This is a genomic window from Acinetobacter sp. IK31, assembly GCF_035615195.1.
Lineage (GTDB): Bacteria > Pseudomonadota > Gammaproteobacteria > Pseudomonadales > Moraxellaceae > Acinetobacter > Acinetobacter calcoaceticus_C.
In genome coordinates this window covers 205,182-222,905 of record NZ_JANBOB010000002.1, presented here as the reverse complement: position 1 = coordinate 222,905, position 17,724 = coordinate 205,182, and the positions used below count along the sequence as shown (strand labels likewise).

The window sequence follows — 17,724 nt, the reverse complement described above, 5'->3', positions numbered from 1 at the left end:
TTGTATATGAAGGCTCTATGAGTTTTTGGCAAAAGCTGTTCTTGGCAGATCAACAGCATAACGAGCATAAGAACCAAACTGCTTGTGTTGAAAATGACTGCTCATGTAAAACAAATGAACAACTTCTAAGTGCTCTTGCACTAGCAACAGATGAAGATGTCATTAAGGGAATAAAGAAAGTTCTTATTTCCCGTGGTTATAGCCGAAAAGAGTTGAATGAACTCACTCAAAAACCATCTATTCACTAATAAAAAAAGCCAGTCTTGTACTGGCTTTTTTATATTTCACTTCAAGCGACAATCTGTCTGATCTACCCAACCAACAATTGGCCCCATTGCAAATTGTTGATCATTACGTTTGTCTTTTTGAACGTATAAACTAGAAATAGAACCATCCAGATATAAAGCCTGCTCCACCCTAAGATTTCTTTGAAAAAACTGAGCAAACTTGTAAAAACTCACGCTATTCTTTGATATTACAAAGTAGAGTTTATTATTCCGAATTCCGACCCCATTACGAATTTTATTTGATTGAGAATCTGGTAAAAAAAGGGAGTTTATCTTTCCATCAATAACTAACATCGGTCCAGATTGCGTCGCATAATCAACGTTAAAATCTCGTCGACTATATTGCTGCGTTGTTAAAATAAATGCCTGTTTTTTATTCCAACCTAGCACGCCATTAGGCTGTAAAAAGAAATTCCCCAATCCTTTACTTTTATTTAGTGGCTGAATCACCTTAGTTCGTTCAACATACAGCCCTACTGGAGAAAATCCCGGATGGAACATTCCTGCATTCATTGCAAAAGAAAGTCGCTCACATTGCTTTAAATGTTCCTGCACACTATTAAAGCTTTTGTAATACTGTTGATTATTAGAATTCTTAAGAAACAAACGTAACTGTTTTAAATTGCTAATTGCAACCACATCATATTGGTCGCCTTCCGCTGTTTTAACTTGCTGGTGTTCTATTGCATAGACAGACTGAATCAGAAGCCCATATATAGTTAAGCACCACATCAACCATTTCATTTACTACCACCATACATGACATTTTTTCTTCATATTAAATCTTTAAATTAGATACAATAAACACAATTATAATTGGATATGTACCAAACTCATCCATTCGACGTAATCAATACACTCGAAAATGTCTATCTTGGTTATAATGATGAGCAGCTTTTCAATAAAAGCCATTTACACTTTATTGGATCAGCGTAAGCATGCAACAACCAAATAAGCTCTACCCTTTAGGGGCTCACCTCATTGTAAAGCATCTCGGCTATAGCCATCATGGTATCTATGCAGGGAGAGGTCGAGTTATCCATTATTCAGGCTTAGCGCATTTCATCAAAAAACGACCGATTGAAATCACTTCAATAGATACATTCTCGCATGGCAAAAAAATACATGTTCGCTCTTATGACACGCCACGTTATAAAGGAAAAGCTGTCGTGCGCCGAATGCGTTCACGCATGAATGAAAACCACTATCATCTGATTATTAATAACTGTGAACATTTATGTAGTTGGGCAATTACCGGCGTTGAAAGTAGCACCCAAGTCGAACGTATGATGCATCGATTAACGACCATTGGTTATGTAAGCTCAATTATGAGCTATATGAATGGTATGATGCTCACTGTTGCAACGACATGTTTTGCTCTTGTACTTTACATTAAAAAGAAACTACGCGAGCAGGCAAAAATGAAAGTCCCTACTTACCAATTCCTTAGAGAAAAATCTGAAAAAAGGAATATTGACCCTTCAGTACCGTTAGTATTTATAGATCCAGATAAAGAAGAACCAATTTAATAAAAAAGCCCTCAAATATGAGGGCTTTTAGAAAACTTAAAACTTATTTTTTATCAACTGTTGCTTCAGTTGTAATATTTACAGTGATTTTATCACCCACGTTTGGAACGTAATTACCTAAACCAAAGTCAGAACGTTTGAACGAAGTTGTAGCATTAAAACCAATTGCTGGAACTTTTGCCATTGGGTGTTCGCCTTGCTTGTTTAAAACAGCGTCAAGTACCACAGGCTTAGTTACGCCTTTAACCGTTAAGTCACCAGTAATTTTAAAGTGTTTTTTGTCTTTTGTTTCAACTTTAGTACTTTTAAACGTGATATTTGGATATTTAGCAGCATTAAACCAAGCTTCTTCTTGGAACTCTTTATCTAAAGCAGGAACGTTTGTATTTACGCTGCTTAAAGGAATAGTCACATTTACAGATGAATTTGCTGGTTTAGCATTATCAACTTTAATTACACCTTGGATATCCGAGAAGTTAGCGCTTGGAGTAGAGAAACCAAAGTGATTCCACGAGAAAACAGTAGCTGTATGTGTTGGATCAATTTTGTAGTCCACTGGCGCAGCTAAAGTAACTGAACTAGCCAATGCTACTGCCAAACCGAAGCTTAATGTTTTAAGATGCATTTTTCGTATCCTTTATTGATATAGTCGTTAGTGTATACATCAAGTAATTTAATTCACTATTCTTTATAAAACGATATGTTTCATCCATGCAACAATAAAAGCGTTACAGTTATTATTTAAAAACAATATTATAAAATATCGGTATTGTCATACCGTTTCCGAATTTTCAAATTAATTCGTTTTTATTTCGGCTTTATTGATCAATAACAAGGTAAAACATGGCTAATACTGCTCAAGCACAAAGTACTTCCACTCCATATCGAGTAACTCTGACCGATCCTTCGGGTCACCAATGGTTTGCTGATGAACCTACAGATAAAGGTGGTCTAGATACTGCTCCAAACCCAGTTCAAATCTTACTGTCTGCTTTAGGCGCCTGTACCACCATCACATTAGAGATGTATGCGAATCTTAAAGGTATTAAGCTTGATCATGTTCAAGTTGATTTAGTATTAAACCCAAATGGTGAACCTGAGAAAGGTCAAAATAATATTGAACGCAAAATCACGCTCAAAGGTGAATTCAGTGAAGATCAACACAAGCGTTTATTAAAAGTTGCTGAGAACTGTCCTATTCATAAGTTACTCACTTCACAAATCAATATTCAAACCGAACTTAGCATTTAACCTTTCAGATATAAAAAAGCGCTCCCTATGGAGCGCTTTTTTACACTAATTTGATATTTAAGCAGTTAATTCTTTTACTGCTGCAATAACAGCTTCAGTTGTAATACCAAAGAATTGGAACAAATCTTTTGCTGGTGCAGATTCACCATAAGTTGTCATACCAATTACTTTGCCATCAAGTCCAACAAACTTCCACCAGTAGTCAACATGAGCAGCTTCAACAGCAACACGCGCACGGATATGAGCTGGTAATACAGCTTCACGATATGCAGCGTCTTGTTTCATAAATTCTTCTGCACATGGCATAGAAACTACACGTACACCGTCAAGTTGAGCATAAGCTTCCATTGCTAAAGAAATTTCAGAACCAGTTGCAATAATAATTGCTTTTAATTCGCCTTTTTCTTGAGCAAGAACATAACCACCTTTTGCAACATTTTGAATTTGCTCTTCAGAACGTGTTTGGAATGGTAAGTTTTGACGAGAAAAAATGAGTGCTGTAGGGCCATCTTTACGCTCTAAAGCAGATTTCCACGCAGTAGCAGTTTCTACGGTATCAGCAGGACGCCATGTATTTAGGTTAGGCGTACCACGTAAAGAAGCAATTTGTTCGATTGGTTGGTGAGTTGGACCATCTTCACCCAAACCAATTGAGTCATGTGTATAAACATGAATTACACGTTGTTTCATCAATGCAGACATACGTACTGCATTACGCGCATATTCCATAAACATTAAGAATGTTGCAACGTAAGGAACAAAACCACCATGCAATGCAACGCCATTGGCAATTGCAGTCATACCAAACTCACGTACGCCATAATATACGTAGTTACCAGCTGGGTTTTCTTGAATGCCTTGGCAACCTTTCCAAAGCGTTAAGTTAGAACCCGCTAAGTCAGCAGAACCACCTAGCAATTCAGGCAATAAAGGACCAAATGCTTGTAATGTGTTTTGGCTCGCTTTACGTGTTGCGATTGTTTCGCCTTTCGCATTTGTTTCACGAATGAATGCCTCTGCTTGCGCTGCAAATTCTGCTGGCAAGTCACCGCTAATACGACGAAGTAACTCAGCTGCTTCAGTTGGATATTTTGCTTGATACTGTGCAAATACTGCATTCCAAGCTGCTTCAGATTCAGTACCTTTTGCTTTCGCATCCCATGCAGCATATACGTCAGAAGGAATAACAAATGCTTCTTCTTTCCAGCCTAATGCTTCACGAGTTAAAGTAATTTCATCTTTACCTAATGGTGCACCATGACAGTCTTCTTTACCCTGCTTATTTGGTGAACCTAAACCAATAATGGTTTTACACATAATAATGGTTGGTTTTTGAGTTTCAGCTTTTGCTTCGATTGTTGCTTGACGAATCGCATCAGCATCATGACCATCTACACGAAGAACTTGCCAACCATAGGCTTTGAAACGCTCTTCTGTATCATCGCTGAACCAGCCTTCTACTTCACCATCAATTGAAATGCCATTATCATCATAATAAGCAATCAATTTACCAAGTTGTAAAGTACCTGCTAAAGAACATACTTCGTGAGAAATACCTTCCATTAAACAGCCATCACCTAAGAAACAGTAAGTGAAATGGTCTACAACTTTTAAATCATCTTTATTGAACTGGGCAGCTAAAGTCTTTTCTGCCAATGCAAAACCAACAGCATTAGCAATACCTTGACCTAAAGGACCAGTCGTTGTTTCTATACCCGGCGCATAACCATATTCAGGATGGCCCGGAGTTCTAGAATGCAATTGACGGAACTGTTTTAAATCTTCAATTGAAAGATCATAACCTGTTAAATGAAGCAAAGCGTATTGCAACATTGAACCATGGCCGTTTGATAAAACGAAACGGTCGCGGTTTGCCCATTGTGGGTTAGTTGGGTTGTGATTTAAAAACTCGCGCCAGACGACGTCAGCAATATCTGCCATCCCCATTGGAGCACCAGGATGCCCTGAGTTTGCCTGTTGCACAGCATCCATTGCCAATACACGAATTGCATTTGCAATACGACGTTCGTTTAAAGGGGTCGTCATAAGATCAGAATCCAATTTTAATAGATTGATGAAAAGAAGAAGATGAATAACAATTCAATGCCGCTATATTGTCTTAAAAAAAAGGCTAAGGGTAAACCCCAACACAGTATATTTCTTTATTTTTAATCGTTTCTTGGTTACACAAAAAACATTTAGATCTTTAAGTTATACAAAACAGTGATCATTTTCTTAAATACTGCTCCCATATGCGAGCAGGCAGTTCTATTAGACTTTGATATATAGATAAAATATTTTGAAATGTCTATCTGATTCAATCATGTTTCTTTTCTTTAGAATCTAGTTTGTAGGACATCATCTTTTTGTTAAGTCATATGTCTAAAAAATGTACTAATAACAACTTATTAAAATATCAATACTTTAACTAAACACCCTTTATATCAATTTTACTAATACACTTATCAATTAAAACACAGTATAAATGAAACAAATTCATGCTTTTTGGTCAGTATGAACTGGTCCTCAAGCTCAAGTCGATGTAACATATTATGTCTTTTGAAATAACCAAGATAGGACTTTCATGCGCGAGTACGCTGTTTTTACCTCGGAATCTGTAAGCGAAGGTCATCCCGATAAAATGGCCGACCAAATTAGCGACGCTATTTTGGATGCAATCTTAAAAGAAGACCCATACGCACGTGTTGCTTGTGAAACACTGGTAAAAACAGGCGCTGTTGTACTTGCTGGTGAAGTAACAACGACTGCTAATATTGATGTTGAAGCTGTTGTTCGTAATACCGTTAACGGTATTGGATATCACCACTCTGATCTTGGCTTTGATGGATCGACATGTGCTGTAATCAATATGATTGGTAAACAATCACCTGAGATTGCACAAGGTGTAGATCGTCAAAAACCTGAAGATCAAGGTGCCGGTGACCAAGGTTTGATGTTCGGTTACGCAAGCCGTGAAACAGATGTGTTAATGCCTGCTCCGATTTCTTATGCTCACCGTTTAATGGAACGTCAGGCTGAACTTCGTCGCTCAGGCGCACTTCCATGGTTACGCCCAGATGCAAAAAGCCAAGTTACTTTTGCATATGAGAATGGCAAGCCTGTACGTTTAGATGCAGTCGTTTTGTCTACTCAACATGATCCTGAAATTACTCAAAGCCAGCTTAAAGAAGCGATCATTGAGGAAATTATCAAGCCGATCATTCCTGCTGAAATGTTCCATGCTGCTACTAAATTCCATATTAACCCAACTGGCATGTTCGTTATTGGCGGACCTGTGGGTGACTGTGGTTTAACAGGTCGTAAAATTATTGTTGATACATACGGTGGTATGGCTCGTCACGGCGGTGGTGCTTTCTCTGGTAAAGATCCATCTAAAGTTGACCGTTCTGCTGCATATGCAGGTCGTTATGTTGCAAAAAATATTGTAGCTGCGGGTCTAGCTGACAAATGTGAAATTCAGGTGAGTTACGCAATTGGTGTAGCAGAACCTACTTCAATTTCAATTAATACCTTTGGTACAGCAAAAGTTTCTGATGAGTTAATTATTCAACTTGTACGTGATCATTTCGATTTAAGACCGTTTGGTATTACTCGTATGTTGGATCTTATTCAGCCAATGTATAAACAAACTGCGGCTTATGGCCACTTTGGTCGCGAAGGATCAGACACTGCATTTACATGGGAAAAAACTGATAAAGTTGAAGCTCTTAAAGATGCTGCTGGCCTCTAATAGAATTTCATAAAAAAGCCCGCCAATGAGCGGGTTTTTTTATAGTTAAAATTTTCTAGTATGTAGGGTTTACTCTTCTAGCAACCATCCTTGATGCCATATCATTTGTAACTTTGAACAAAATTATTGCCTTGTCGTTTTATCATCCTGATTTAGCACATCAAGTAATGTTGACTGCATTGGCGTATCTTGATGGTTCTGGACATAAATATGGACAACTTTAAATACGACGACAACCGCTAGACAGGCCATCACACAAAACATCCACAAACCATATGGACTTCGAATATGTTGCGAACCGCAATATGGACATGATTTATCAGTTGATGCCACAACTTTGTCACAACACGCACAATGGTATTGATATAGCATAGGTAACCCTCCTTCCCTCATTTCAACCGTTGTTGTTTTAATAGGTTTGCTACATTTTTAATTTATACATCCTTTATATTTATCCTATGTGAAATGAAAAGATAATTCAATCTGAATGAACAATTGAGTCAATTTAAAAATTTCATTAAAATACAAAAAGATAAGTTAAATATTATTTTTTTAGCACTATTTTTCTTATTTTGATATTTTACCGAATTTGTTAAAATAAGCGAATAATCTCACATTCTAGGCAAATGCATGTCACATACAAAGCTCATTAATAAAGGTGGCTTTCGCGAAAGAGCGAACCGAAGTCGAGGTTATCAACAATCTGAAAACAAGCAAACTGCTCTACCTTCAAATAAATATCAACCGCAGTCGAAACCACAAGAAGAAACTAAATTAGAAATGGATGATATTGATTCATCGAGTTCAGATTGCCAGAATAAATAATCATTTAAAAATAAAAAAGCTTAAACCCATGAGGTTTAAGCTTTTTCATAACACACTTACTTATTAATCTTTATTTTTATGCTCTATTTTTTTGTGGTCTGGGGTAACATCTCGCGCTTCACCATCAATAATGTTTGAATCATGGTATTGGCCTTGACCACCACCCTGCTGGTTCTGCATATCTTGCATTTGACGCATTAAATCAGCAAATGGATTTTGTCCCGAAGCATTACCGCCCATACCACCCATCATTTTATTCATCATAGCTTGTTGGCGTTTTGCAAGAGTTCTCATCGCTATATTACGAAATGCGGTTTGAACACCAGGAATCAAAATTAAAACAGCCAAAACATCTGATACAAGACCTGGCAACATTAATAAAAAACCTGCAAAAGCATAAGCAAGTTTTTTAGTTACTGTTGGATCACTACCTAGCTGGCCTGTCATCTGCATTTGCTGTAATTGAGGCATAATACCGGCAGTACTTCTGCGAATAAGCCCCAAACCAATAAAGAAAGCAATAATGAACCAAAAGAACACATACCATCCACTGATGAACTGTGCTACGCCAATCCATACGGCAATTTCAACAATCGCGCCCAGAACTACAATAAGAAGTAAATTCATGTAAAACTTTATCTATCTAAAAAAGAAAATTCATTGCAGTTTTATTTGACCTAACCTTATCTAAGTTGCAAATAAGGATTAAGCATTTCTCTTAGCTTGGATTGTTCTGTCTAATTTCTAAAAATTAACAAAAACTATCGCATCGGCAAGAGTCTGCAATACTGGAGTACATTTGATTTTAACTCGATAAAAACAAACATGCTTTATTATTAATGAGTGCGGTATCAACTTTATCAAGTGCCACTTCAATCAGATTTTAATTTTTTTACTCTATTTAAGTGAGAATTCGTTCAAAAAAGCACTTCTTTAGTCAAATAAAGTCTTATTTGCTGAGCGAAATTAGAAGCATTTCTTTGTTTATGTTCTACTTTTAGAGAACTTTAAAAGTAATACCTAATATAAAATTTCCTAGATAGCTTACATTTCCACTATCTAAGGCTGTTCTATTCAAGTTAAATTAATTAGTAATATTTCAAATTAAACTTAGTCAAACTTATGTATAAAAAAGCCCTTATCGTTGCAACAAGCCTCCTATTTTTATCTGCCTGTTCTTCTAATACAGTGGAACAACATCAAATATATTCTATTGCTGCCAATAAAAATTCAGAAGAAATTAAATCGCTGTTTGATCAAGCGCAGACCACAGGCGTTTTGGTTATTAAGCGAGAGCAAAAAGAAAAAATTTATGGCAATGACCTTAAAAGAGCATCAACTGAATATGTTCCAGCTTCTACCTTTAAAATGTTAAATGCTTTAATTGGACTTGAACACCATAAGGCAACTGCAACTGAAGTGTTTAAATGGGATGGGCAAAAACGTTTATTTCCTGACTGGGAAAAAGATATGACTCTGGGCAATGCCATGAAAGCTTCTGCTATTCCAGTTTATCAAGAATTAGCCCGACGAATTGGTCTAGACCTTATGTCTAAAGAGGTGAAACGAATTGGTTTCGGTAATGCCAATATTGGTTCAAAAGTAGATAATTTTTGGCTTGTTGGTCTACTAAAAATCACACCTCAACAAGAAGCCCAGTTTGCTTATCAATTGGCCCATAAAACACTTCCATTCAGCAAAGATGTACAAGAACAAGTTCAATCAATGGTGTTCATCGAGGAAAAGAATGGACGTAGAATTTATGCCAAAAGTGGTTGGGGATGGGATGTTGAACCACAAGTTGGTTGGTTAACAGGCTGGGTCGTTCAACCACAAGGAGAAATTGTGGCATTCTCACTTAATTTAGAAATGAAAAAAGGAACTCCTAGCTCTATTCGCAAAGAAATTGCTTATAAAGGCTTAGAACAATTAGGGATTCTATAACCTATAGCCCAGTTTAGATTTTGAATTTTATGCTGGGCTATTTCTTTGATTTTAAAAGTTGAATCTTAATGTATTAGCCATCAACTGGATGTAATGGTGTGCTCAAATTTAACTGATAAAAAGCTGCATCGAGCCATTCCCCAAACTTAAAACCGACTTGTTTAAAAGTGCCTGCATGAGTAAAGCCCATTTTTTCATGTAAACCGATGCTTGCCTGATTGGTCGCATCAATACAACCAATCAATACATGGAGCTCGGCCTCTTGAGCTCGCCGAATCAACTCTTGCATTAAAATTTTGCTTAATCCGCTACCACGGTGCTCATAATGAATATAAATACTGTGTTCAACGGTATATTTATAGGCAGGAAAAGCCCTAAAGGTTCCCCAGCTCGCAAAACCCAATAACTTGTCAGTCTCATCAACAACCCCTATCACGGGAAAGCCATTTTCTTTTTTAACTGAGAACCAATTTTTCATCGACTCTTCGGAACGCGGTACATAATCATATAGAGCGGTAGAATTGATAATTGCTTCATTCAGAATCTCTAATATAGCCACTGAATGTTCTGCTTCATTACAATCAATTAAGCGAAAATTAGAATCGAGGGCATAGGTCATAAAGATTCCTTAACGGCAGAGACGAGTTGACTAGAGACGACTAAAATATAGCGAGCGACTTGAGATGAATTATTACTGTATATAACGGGCTGGTTTAGTTGCATTGCCAAACAATCCCCTGTGCTTAAAGCATAAGAAGATTTACCTAATTGAATATCAATTTTCCCTTCCACTACCCAAAGTTGCTGTTGTACGACCTTGGAAGTTTCGCTAATTTCATAAGTAATTCGTGACTGAGCTGGAAACTCAATTTCAACAATCTGAAATGGAGACTTCCAATTTGGAGGTGAAATTTGACGGCGAATATAACCTGTTTCTGGGTCTTTCCATTCTGATTGTTGACTACGCCGAACAATGGGCTCAGGTGATTGATTGCCTTGTTGGTTAGCGAAGAGTTGAGTCAAAGGCACATCTAAACCATTTGCTAGCTTTTCAAGGACAACCGCTGTCGGACTCGCCTCACCTCTTTCAATTAAAGAAATTGCAGAGCGGCTTACTTGACATCGTGTAGCAAGAACATCAAGGGTATATCCACGAGCTAAACGCAGTTCACGTACTTGCTGTGCAATGCGAATATTAATATCTTCCATACAACCACAAACTTCACTTCCAAAATTCAAGATAAATATTCCACTAAACTAGAATCTTGTCAATTATCAAAGATTTTTTCTTTTTTAGAAATCTTGAAAAACTATACTTTGTAATAATCCCAAAAAATCTATTTAAAAAACGAAAAATAACCATTCATAAATGACTTGCTTAAATAACTCATGCAGATCATATTTTGGTATGTAACAATACCTTTAAATTATTTATGTAAGCCTTCGCATGTCTTTGATTATTGGGATTGACCCTGGTTCACGCTTAACAGGTTATGGAATCATTGAAAAAGATGGTAGCAAATTACGTTTTATCGATGCAGGAACTATTCGAACAGAAACTAAGGAAATGCCCGAACGCTTAAAACGTATCTTTGCTGGTATTGAACGTATTGTTAAATTTCATGGTCCAACTGAAGCTGCTGTTGAGCAAGTGTTTATGGCCCAAAACCCAGACTCGGCTCTAAAACTTGGGCAAGCACGGGGCGCAGCAATAGCCGCTTTGGTCAATTTAGATTTACAAGTTGCAGAATATACTGCCCGTCAAATTAAACAATCTGTTGTTGGTTATGGAGCCGCGGATAAAGAACAAGTACAAATGATGGTCATGCGACTACTTAACCTGACCATTAAACCTCAGGCGGATGCGGCAGATGCACTAGCAGCAGCAATTTGCCATGCTCATGCATCTGGAAGTATGAGTAAACTGTCTGTCCTTAATGCCTTAGGTGGTATGGCACGTGGACGAAGTCGCTCTAGCAGTCGTAGACGTTAAAGTTTTATTGGTTCACGACTTGAGTAATGGCCTGATTCATCTCAAAAGCCTGTAAACCCCGCATACCTTGTTTTGCAAGTCGGTCGCCAGCTTGAGCGTGAAGGGTAACAATTTCATGTAATGCAATTGCCTTATGGAATTGTGCTTTTAGACTTGCAATCATTCCCGCTAGCACATCTCCCATCCCTCCAGTTCCCATACCAGCATTCCCTTGGGTACAAATATAAAGAGTATCTTCTAAAATCAGACTACCCGCTCCTTTAAGCACCCACAGCCCTGCATATTTTTGTTGTAAGGCATAAATCGCGGAGATTCGGTCATTCTCAATCTGAGTAATGGAACACTCAAGTAATGTTGCAGCTTCTCCTGGATGAGGCGTTAAAGAAATATGTGCATTCAATTTTTGGGGTTGTTTTGCTAAAAACCATAAAGCATCCGCATCTAAAACAATTTCTAGGTGTGTACTCTGATTTAACAAATTAAACCATTGTTGATAGATCTGCTTTGCCCAATCATCACGCCCCAACCCCATTCCAAAACATACTGCATCAACCTGAGATAAAATATCTTTAATAGACTTTTCAGTTAAGTCATTAATATTACGGAGCATAATATTAGGAGCCCGTGACAAAATAGCCTGATGATGCTTTTGATGACAAACCACCGTGACTTTACCCGCTCCCGCATGAAAAGCAGCTTCGGCAGCCATAATTACAGCACCGCCCATTTGTTCATGCCCGCCAACGACTAAAACATGTCCATAACTCCCTTTATGACCAAATGCTAATCGCTTAGGAAGTTTAATATTTGTTGATGTTAAATAGGCTAACGGTTTCAGCTCTTGGTCTATAGGAATTAAATCAATTAAATGAAGCTCTCCTGTATATTCTTTGCCTTGACCTGTAAATAATCCGGCTTTAAGTCCTAAAACTGTAAATGTATGATCAGCTCGTATTGCACAAGGTAAGGTACAGCCTGTATTTGCCTGTAAACCACTTGGAATATCAACAGAAACTTTTAGGCCCGTTTGTTCATTAAATTGTTGAATAGCCTGTTCCCAATCGGCATTCAACTCACGATTCAAGCCAATACCAAATAAAGCATCAATATGGCAATCAAAAATTCTTTCAACATTAAAATTTTGATGAATCGGGACTTTCTTTTCTATAGCGAATTGCACAGCACAATGTAGATTAACTGACTGGCCTAATTCAGCCGCAAATATTTCAACGTGGAATCCTGCTCGTTTTAGATAACTTGCTATAAAGTAGCCATCGCCAGCATTGTTGCCCTGTCCACACCAAACAGCAATATTTTTAATAGACTGCTCTTTAAAAAATTTAATTAACTGTTGAGCAATTGACCAAGCCGCTTGTTGCATTAAACCTAATGATGAGTTTTGTGCAGCAAACCAGCGTTGCTCCCATGCTTGAATATCATCGCTATGGTAAACTACCGTCTGCATATTATTATCCTCTTCTGTTTTGGTTTATGACATCTTCCGATACATCACGCATTACGATGCAACAACTTGATCTTCATGAATTAAAAGCATGGATCAAGGCTCAAGCATTAGACTTGGGTTTTGCTGATTGTGTCATTGCAAAACCAGATGCTCAAGAGCAAATGCCACGTTTTTTAGAGTATCTTGAACGTGGCTATCATGCAGATATGACCTATTTAGAGGAAAATCTAGAAAAGCGGGCTGACCCCAAGTTATTAGTTCCCGGCACAAAAAGTATTATCTGCGTTCGCATGAATTATTTGGTTGAGTCACCAAAGCCACGTTATGTACCTTTCGAACCGAACTCTGCAATTATTGCCCGATATGCGCGTGGTCGAGACTATCACAAGGTCATGCGTGGTCGATTGAAAACTTTAGCCACACGCATTCGTGAAAAAGTTGGTGATTTTGAATCACGTCCTTTCGCTGATTCAGCCCCTATTTTTGAAAAATCACTAGCTGAAAGTGCCGGAATGGGCTGGACGGGTAAACATACATTGCTCATTCACAAAAAGTCAGGTTCTTTTTTTGTATTGGGCGAACTATTTACATCACTCGATTTACCTTTTGATGGCCCAACAATCTCTCATTGTGGTTCATGTAGTGCTTGTATTGATATTTGTCCTACACAAGCGATTGTCGAGCCTTATATGCTCGATGCACGACGTTGTATTGCATATTTAACCATCGAATATAAAGGAATCATTCCAGAAGAATTACGTGCTGGTATTGGTAACCGAGTTTTTGGTTGTGATGACTGTCAATTAATCTGTCCATGGAATAGTTTTGCCAAAACTGCGTCCATTAGCGATTTCAATCCTAGAAATGGATTAGACAGCATCAGTCTTTTAGACATCTGGCAATGGGATGAAGCTACTTTTTTAGCTAATACAGAAGGTAGTCCAATTCGCCGAACAGGTTATCAATCATTTAAACGTAATATTGCTATTGGTTTAGGAAATGCTCCCTATTCAACGGAAATTGTAGCTCAACTACAAAATGGCAAAATTTTGCATGATGATATTGTGAATGTGCATATTGATTGGGCAATTGAGCAACAACTCAACCAACTTCGATGATCAAATTAAAAAAATGATGTTTTTTGCCCTATAGCTTTAATACGAATTCTGTATGATTATGTGTAGTGAATTAATGCCATCATCATGGATATGACAATGACTCTACGTAATGATTGGAATCGTGAAGAAATCCAAGCTTTATATGAACAACCCTTCTTGGATTTAGTTTTCAAGGCTCAGCAAGTACATCGCGAGCACTTCACTGCCAATGCGATTCAGGTCAGCACCCTTTTATCAATTAAAACGGGTAAATGCCCTGAAGATTGCAAGTACTGCTCACAATCTGCACATTACGAATCAAAATTAGAAGCAGAAAAACGTATTGCTGTAGAAAAAGTGATTAGCGAAGCAAAAGCTGCAAAAGATTCAGGTTCTTCACGTTTTTGTATGGGCGCAGCTTGGCGTAACCCGCATGAACGCGATATGCCTTATGTGTTAGAAATGGTACGTGAAGTAAAAGCATTAGGTATGGAAACCTGTATGACTTTAGGCATGCTTAACCAATCTCAAGCAGAGCGCCTACAAGTTGCTGGTTTAGATTATTATAACCACAACCTAGATACATCTCGTGAGTACTACTCTCACATTATTAGCACGCGTACTTTTGATGATCGTTTAAATACCCTAGATTATGTTCGCCAAGCTGGAATGAAAGTTTGTAGTGGCGGCATTGTAGGTTTAGGCGAAAGTCGTGAAGACCGTGTTGGTTTATTGCATGAATTAGCTACCCTACCAATTCATCCTGAATCTGTACCAATTAACATGCTTGTTCCAATTGAAGGAACGCCTTTAGCAGATGTTGAAAAGCTTGATGTAATTGAATGGATCCGTACTATTGCTGTTGCACGTATTATTATGCCGCATAGCTATATTCGTTTATCTGCTGGTCGTGAATCATTAAGTGATTCAGATCAAGCATTAGCATTTATGGCAGGTGCAAACTCATTATTCTCTGGTGATAAGTTACTCACCACACCAAATGCAGGTGAAGGTAAAGACCAAGCGTTGTTTAATAAGCTAGGCTTAACTGCAGAAAAACCAAAAGCAACAGTTGCTGAATTATCAGTAAATGCCATGAGTGCATAACTCAAGGCAATAAAAAAGCCCTGATTCTTCAGGGCTTTTTTTATTTAGACAGAAGTAACTAAAATTCCATAAGTGGCATTAAGAAATGTCCCTACTCGAATAATGTCTTTTCCTGCTGCATGCGTTACAGACAACTCTTGACTCAACACATCAAAATTAAAAGCATCAAAAACATCTTGATGATGTAAAAGCCAAGACACTGTATCTGCTATATTATCATCCGCAATATAAGTTAAGGCCTTAAAGTCTTTACTCATAAACAACTCTTAAAAATAAATTTTATGAATTTTATATGAGTTAACTCTACCTTAAAAGCAAATCTAAGCTGCTTTAGGGTTTACTAAAGAACGACCTGACAATAAGCTTGTCAAAGCTTGTGGTGAAAATTCCAAAGAAAGCACATGATTCTTAAGATTAACAGAGTGCTTACTGATCAATGGAAGTAACCCTTCTTCTGTTTCAAAGACATATTCATCTGCAATATTTAAGATACCTTCAAGATTAGTTGTACTTGAAGCAAGATCATGGCTAAAGATGTCATAAATCGTTTGTAAGTTAAACGAAGTCTGCTGCTCCGTTGGGTGCTTAATGAGATAATCCTTCAAAAACAAAACTAGTTTATGAGCAAAGAAAAAGTAATTAGGTTTATAGCTATACTTCATACTATTCATGGAACGGAACTCCAGATTATCTTTTATTGAATTACAACTAAGACAGTAGGAATTGAATCTTAAAAAATTCTTAAAAAATAAATATATTTACAAGATAAATTAAAAAATACTTTTTATATATAAAACAACATCTTAAACAAAAATAACAAGTAATTCTTATCTTAAATATTTCAAAAATAAATTAATTTAATAAAATACAAATACTTAAATATTACGAGTTTTTTCATTTTATTTTAAATAATGAATAACAAGATATTTTACCAAATGATAAAAAATATATTTCCAAAATATTCATTAATAAAAACAACCGATCAAAATATATATAAATATAATGTTTCTCTTGTTTTTTAGTTGAAAAGTGATATATTTCCTTCGCCTTACTTAAGCAGAATAAACTTGCTGAAAAGTAATGGAATTTATTTTAAAAAGGCTATTCTGGGGATTTTATGAAAAGATTTATTTTTATGGCGGCAGTTTCTCTCTTAAATATAACAAATGCACAAGCTGCAGATGGCACAATTACTATTAATGGTCTTGTCACGGATAATACTTGTACAATTGATACTGGAGATAAAAATCTAACAATTAACCTGCCTACAGTTTCATCTCAAACCTTAAAAAATGCAGGTGATGTAGCTGGCCGTACCCCATTTCAAATTAATTTAACGAACTGTGCTTCGGCTGGTAAAGTAGCCACCTATTTTGAACCGGGTGCTACCGTTGACTTTAATACTGGTCGTTTATTAAACCAAGCAACTTCAGGCGGCGCAACAAACGTGAATATCCAGTTGCTAGGCAGTAATAATGCTGTAATCCCTGTACTCGCTACAGGCACGAATGCGGCTCAGACCAACTCACAATGGGTGAATGTTTCGGCAGGTGGTGATGCTGACCTTAACTATTATGCTGAATACTATGCTACAGGTGCTTCTACTGCGGGTACGGTAACATCGCAAGTAAAATACACCATTATTTATCAATAAAATTAAAATTGAAGCTTCTATTTAAAGATAGAAGCTATCTCCTATCTATTATTCATTATTGAGAATATGACTCATGCTTTTTCGTGGTCGTAAGTTTTTTTGGGGATTAGTTTGCCTACAGGTAGCACTGACTACCACCGGTCATACTGAAATTGTTTTACATGGAACTCGTGTCGTTTATCCTTCAAATGCACGTGAGATCACTTTGCAACTGAGTAATAACGGTACAGCTCCGTCTCTTGTTCAGGCTTGGATTGATGATGGAAATGCAAAATTAACTCCTGATGAAGCAAATGTGCCTTTCATTATTACTCCACCGATTTCACGAGTAGAAGCAACTAAGGGCCAAACTTTAAGAATTACAGCTCTACCTAATACTTCTCAATTAAGTCAGCAACAAGAATCAATTTTTTGGCTTAATGTTTTAGATATACCTCCTAAACCTGAAGGTAAAACTCAACAAAACCAGACCACTTCTATTTCTAATAATTTTTTACAGCTTGCTGTTCGTTCGCGCATTAAATTTTTTTATCGCCCTATAAATCTAAAAGAAAATATTGAACAACTAAGTGAGAAAGTTCAATGGAAAATGAATGATAAATATCTAGTAGTGAAGAACCCGACACCCTTTTTCCTCACTATTACATCCATTTTTCAAGGAGGTGAAAGCCATAAAACAGACTTATTACAACAAGGTTTAATGGTTGCTCCATTTTCCGAAGATAAAATAAAAATAAAAAATAAAAATGTAGCAGATATGAGCTTTGTATATATCAATGATTATGGTGGAAGAGTTGAGCACCCAATAAAGTTCTAACCTT

The 17,724-nt window shown here is 37.0% G+C and carries 20 protein-coding genes and 1 pseudogene; 11 read left to right on the top strand and 10 right to left on the bottom strand.

What is annotated here, in order from left to right; translation table 11 throughout:
- The first annotated feature begins 17 nt into the window (after nt 1-17).
- Nucleotides 18-248, top strand: coding sequence for a hypothetical protein (locus MSG66_RS01920; RefSeq protein ID WP_003651412.1), 231 nt, complete (start codon nt 18-20; stop codon nt 246-248).
- A gap of 36 nt (nt 249-284) precedes the next feature.
- Here the strand turns inward: MSG66_RS01920 and MSG66_RS01915 are convergent, their stop codons facing one another.
- A complete protein-coding gene (locus MSG66_RS01915) occupies nt 285-1,031 on the bottom strand; it encodes a phosphodiester glycosidase family protein (protein ID WP_262471724.1) in 747 nt (248 codons plus the stop codon).
- Between the two features lie 194 nt (nt 1,032-1,225).
- Here MSG66_RS01915 and MSG66_RS01910 point away from each other — a divergent pair, with 194 nt between their 5' ends.
- Complete coding sequence (locus tag MSG66_RS01910) at nt 1,226-1,816, top strand: lecithin retinol acyltransferase family protein (protein ID WP_133973908.1); 591 nt, start codon at nt 1,226-1,228, stop codon at nt 1,814-1,816.
- Nucleotides 1,817-1,859: 43 nt separating this feature from the next.
- Here MSG66_RS01910 and MSG66_RS01905 read toward each other — a convergent pair whose 3' ends face one another.
- On the bottom strand, nt 1,860-2,441 hold the full coding sequence (locus MSG66_RS01905) for a YceI family protein (protein ID WP_133973910.1): 582 nt from the start codon (nt 2,439-2,441) through the stop codon (nt 1,860-1,862).
- 218 nt (nt 2,442-2,659) lie between these two features.
- On the opposite strand from MSG66_RS01905, the gene MSG66_RS01900 reads away from it, so the two are divergent.
- On the top strand, nt 2,660-3,067 hold the full coding sequence (locus MSG66_RS01900; RefSeq protein WP_045432773.1) for an OsmC family protein: 408 nt from the start codon (nt 2,660-2,662) through the stop codon (nt 3,065-3,067).
- Nucleotides 3,068-3,124: 57 nt separating this feature from the next.
- Here the strand turns inward: MSG66_RS01900 and tkt are convergent, their stop codons facing one another.
- Complete coding sequence (gene tkt, locus MSG66_RS01895; protein ID WP_324651840.1) at nt 3,125-5,113, bottom strand: transketolase; 1,989 nt, start codon at nt 5,111-5,113, stop codon at nt 3,125-3,127.
- Nucleotides 5,114-5,651: 538 nt separating this feature from the next.
- Here tkt and metK point away from each other — a divergent pair.
- Complete coding sequence (gene metK / locus MSG66_RS01890) at nt 5,652-6,818, top strand: methionine adenosyltransferase (protein ID WP_016138342.1); 1,167 nt, start codon at nt 5,652-5,654, stop codon at nt 6,816-6,818.
- A 123-nt stretch (nt 6,819-6,941) separates the two neighbouring features.
- On the opposite strand, the gene MSG66_RS01885 is transcribed toward metK, so the two are convergent.
- Nucleotides 6,942-7,190 carry a hypothetical protein gene (locus MSG66_RS01885; RefSeq protein ID WP_016138343.1) on the bottom strand — a complete coding sequence of 83 codons (249 nt, stop codon included), beginning with the start codon at nt 7,188-7,190 and terminating at the stop codon, nt 6,942-6,944.
- 258 nt (nt 7,191-7,448) lie between these two features.
- On the opposite strand from MSG66_RS01885, the gene MSG66_RS01880 reads away from it, so the two are divergent.
- Nucleotides 7,449-7,643 (top strand): hypothetical protein, encoded by a 195-nt coding sequence (locus MSG66_RS01880; RefSeq protein ID WP_324651836.1) that lies wholly within the window; start codon nt 7,449-7,451, stop codon nt 7,641-7,643.
- A 63-nt stretch (nt 7,644-7,706) separates the two neighbouring features.
- Here the strand turns inward: MSG66_RS01880 and MSG66_RS01875 are convergent, their stop codons facing one another.
- Nucleotides 7,707-8,270, bottom strand: a complete 564-nt coding sequence (locus MSG66_RS01875; protein WP_017390537.1) for an FxsA family protein — start codon at nt 8,268-8,270, stop codon at nt 7,707-7,709.
- A 495-nt stretch (nt 8,271-8,765) separates the two neighbouring features.
- Here MSG66_RS01875 and blaOXA point away from each other — a divergent pair, with 495 nt between their 5' ends.
- Nucleotides 8,766-9,587 carry an OXA-213 family carbapenem-hydrolyzing class D beta-lactamase gene (blaOXA, locus tag MSG66_RS01870; protein WP_324651833.1) on the top strand — a complete coding sequence of 274 codons (822 nt, stop codon included), beginning with the start codon at nt 8,766-8,768 and terminating at the stop codon, nt 9,585-9,587.
- A gap of 73 nt (nt 9,588-9,660) precedes the next feature.
- On the opposite strand, the gene MSG66_RS01865 is transcribed toward blaOXA, so the two are convergent.
- Complete coding sequence (locus tag MSG66_RS01865) at nt 9,661-10,206, bottom strand: GNAT family N-acetyltransferase (protein ID WP_133973920.1); 546 nt, start codon at nt 10,204-10,206, stop codon at nt 9,661-9,663.
- Nucleotides 10,203-10,796, bottom strand: coding sequence for a helix-turn-helix domain-containing protein (locus MSG66_RS01860; protein ID WP_133976314.1), 594 nt, complete (start codon nt 10,794-10,796; stop codon nt 10,203-10,205). Before MSG66_RS01860 ends, MSG66_RS01865 begins: the two co-directional genes overlap by 4 nt.
- A 238-nt stretch (nt 10,797-11,034) precedes the next feature.
- On the opposite strand from MSG66_RS01860, the gene ruvC reads away from it, so the two are divergent.
- Nucleotides 11,035-11,580, top strand: coding sequence for a crossover junction endodeoxyribonuclease RuvC (gene ruvC, locus MSG66_RS01855; RefSeq protein ID WP_003651385.1), 546 nt, complete (start codon nt 11,035-11,037; stop codon nt 11,578-11,580).
- Nucleotides 11,581-11,584: 4 nt separating this feature from the next.
- Here the strand turns inward: ruvC and MSG66_RS01850 are convergent, their stop codons facing one another.
- Nucleotides 11,585-13,045, bottom strand: coding sequence for an NAD(P)H-hydrate dehydratase (locus MSG66_RS01850; RefSeq protein WP_324651829.1), 1,461 nt, complete (start codon nt 13,043-13,045; stop codon nt 11,585-11,587).
- A gap of 26 nt (nt 13,046-13,071) precedes the next feature.
- Here MSG66_RS01850 and queG point away from each other — a divergent pair, with 26 nt between their 5' ends.
- Together queG and bioB are read left to right on the top strand one after the other, a co-directional pair.
- Complete coding sequence (queG, locus tag MSG66_RS01845; RefSeq protein WP_324651827.1) at nt 13,072-14,163, top strand: tRNA epoxyqueuosine(34) reductase QueG; 1,092 nt, start codon at nt 13,072-13,074, stop codon at nt 14,161-14,163.
- 96 nt (nt 14,164-14,259) lie between these two features.
- Entirely contained in the window at nt 14,260-15,249 is a 990-nt protein-coding gene (gene bioB, locus MSG66_RS01840; RefSeq protein ID WP_262471717.1) for a biotin synthase BioB, read from the top strand.
- A 44-nt stretch (nt 15,250-15,293) separates the two neighbouring features.
- Here bioB and MSG66_RS01835 read toward each other — a convergent pair whose 3' ends face one another.
- Together MSG66_RS01835 and MSG66_RS01830 are read right to left on the bottom strand one after the other, a co-directional pair.
- Nucleotides 15,294-15,506, bottom strand: a complete 213-nt coding sequence (locus MSG66_RS01835) for a hypothetical protein (protein ID WP_042896569.1) — start codon at nt 15,504-15,506, stop codon at nt 15,294-15,296.
- A 63-nt stretch (nt 15,507-15,569) separates the two neighbouring features.
- Nucleotides 15,570-15,920: a hypothetical protein gene (locus MSG66_RS01830; RefSeq protein ID WP_133973924.1), complete on the bottom strand. Its 351-nt coding sequence runs from the start codon at nt 15,918-15,920 to the stop codon at nt 15,570-15,572.
- 409 nt (nt 15,921-16,329) lie between these two features.
- Between MSG66_RS01830 and MSG66_RS01825 the strand changes: the two are divergent.
- Nucleotides 16,330-16,903, top strand: a pseudogene (locus tag MSG66_RS01825) (fimbrial protein).
- Between the two features lie 73 nt (nt 16,904-16,976).
- Nucleotides 16,977-17,720: a molecular chaperone gene (locus MSG66_RS01820; RefSeq protein ID WP_262471714.1), complete on the top strand. Its 744-nt coding sequence runs from the start codon at nt 16,977-16,979 to the stop codon at nt 17,718-17,720.
- Nucleotides 17,721-17,724 lie beyond the last annotated feature (4 nt).

What these genes read in the sequence shown, in the direction of transcription:
- MSG66_RS01820 (WP_262471714.1), top strand. Translation starts at nt 16,977, where the DNA reads ATGCTTTTTCGTGGTCGTAAGTTTTTTTGGGGATTAGTTTGCCTACAG.
- MSG66_RS01835 (WP_042896569.1), bottom strand. Translation starts at nt 15,506, where the DNA reads ATGAGTAAAGACTTTAAGGCCTTAACTTATATTGCGGATGATAATATA.
- tkt (WP_324651840.1), bottom strand. Translation starts at nt 5,113, where the DNA reads ATGACGACCCCTTTAAACGAACGTCGTATTGCAAATGCAATTCGTGTA.
- MSG66_RS01875 (WP_017390537.1), bottom strand. Translation starts at nt 8,270, where the DNA reads ATGAATTTACTTCTTATTGTAGTTCTGGGCGCGATTGTTGAAATTGCC.
- MSG66_RS01860 (WP_133976314.1), bottom strand. Translation starts at nt 10,796, where the DNA reads ATGGAAGATATTAATATTCGCATTGCACAGCAAGTACGTGAACTGCGT.
- MSG66_RS01830 (WP_133973924.1), bottom strand. Translation starts at nt 15,920, where the DNA reads ATGAATAGTATGAAGTATAGCTATAAACCTAATTACTTTTTCTTTGCT.
- MSG66_RS01920 (WP_003651412.1), top strand. Translation starts at nt 18, where the DNA reads ATGAGTTTTTGGCAAAAGCTGTTCTTGGCAGATCAACAGCATAACGAG.
- bioB (WP_262471717.1), top strand. Translation starts at nt 14,260, where the DNA reads ATGACTCTACGTAATGATTGGAATCGTGAAGAAATCCAAGCTTTATAT.
- metK (WP_016138342.1), top strand. Translation starts at nt 5,652, where the DNA reads ATGCGCGAGTACGCTGTTTTTACCTCGGAATCTGTAAGCGAAGGTCAT.
- MSG66_RS01915 (WP_262471724.1), bottom strand. Translation starts at nt 1,031, where the DNA reads ATGAAATGGTTGATGTGGTGCTTAACTATATATGGGCTTCTGATTCAG.
- queG (WP_324651827.1), top strand. Translation starts at nt 13,072, where the DNA reads ATGACATCTTCCGATACATCACGCATTACGATGCAACAACTTGATCTT.
- blaOXA (WP_324651833.1), top strand. Translation starts at nt 8,766, where the DNA reads ATGTATAAAAAAGCCCTTATCGTTGCAACAAGCCTCCTATTTTTATCT.
- ruvC (WP_003651385.1), top strand. Translation starts at nt 11,035, where the DNA reads ATGTCTTTGATTATTGGGATTGACCCTGGTTCACGCTTAACAGGTTAT.
- MSG66_RS01910 (WP_133973908.1), top strand. Translation starts at nt 1,226, where the DNA reads ATGCAACAACCAAATAAGCTCTACCCTTTAGGGGCTCACCTCATTGTA.
- MSG66_RS01905 (WP_133973910.1), bottom strand. Translation starts at nt 2,441, where the DNA reads ATGCATCTTAAAACATTAAGCTTCGGTTTGGCAGTAGCATTGGCTAGT.
- MSG66_RS01880 (WP_324651836.1), top strand. Translation starts at nt 7,449, where the DNA reads ATGTCACATACAAAGCTCATTAATAAAGGTGGCTTTCGCGAAAGAGCG.
- MSG66_RS01900 (WP_045432773.1), top strand. Translation starts at nt 2,660, where the DNA reads ATGGCTAATACTGCTCAAGCACAAAGTACTTCCACTCCATATCGAGTA.
- MSG66_RS01850 (WP_324651829.1), bottom strand. Translation starts at nt 13,045, where the DNA reads ATGCAGACGGTAGTTTACCATAGCGATGATATTCAAGCATGGGAGCAA.
- MSG66_RS01865 (WP_133973920.1), bottom strand. Translation starts at nt 10,206, where the DNA reads ATGACCTATGCCCTCGATTCTAATTTTCGCTTAATTGATTGTAATGAA.
- MSG66_RS01885 (WP_016138343.1), bottom strand. Translation starts at nt 7,190, where the DNA reads ATGCTATATCAATACCATTGTGCGTGTTGTGACAAAGTTGTGGCATCA.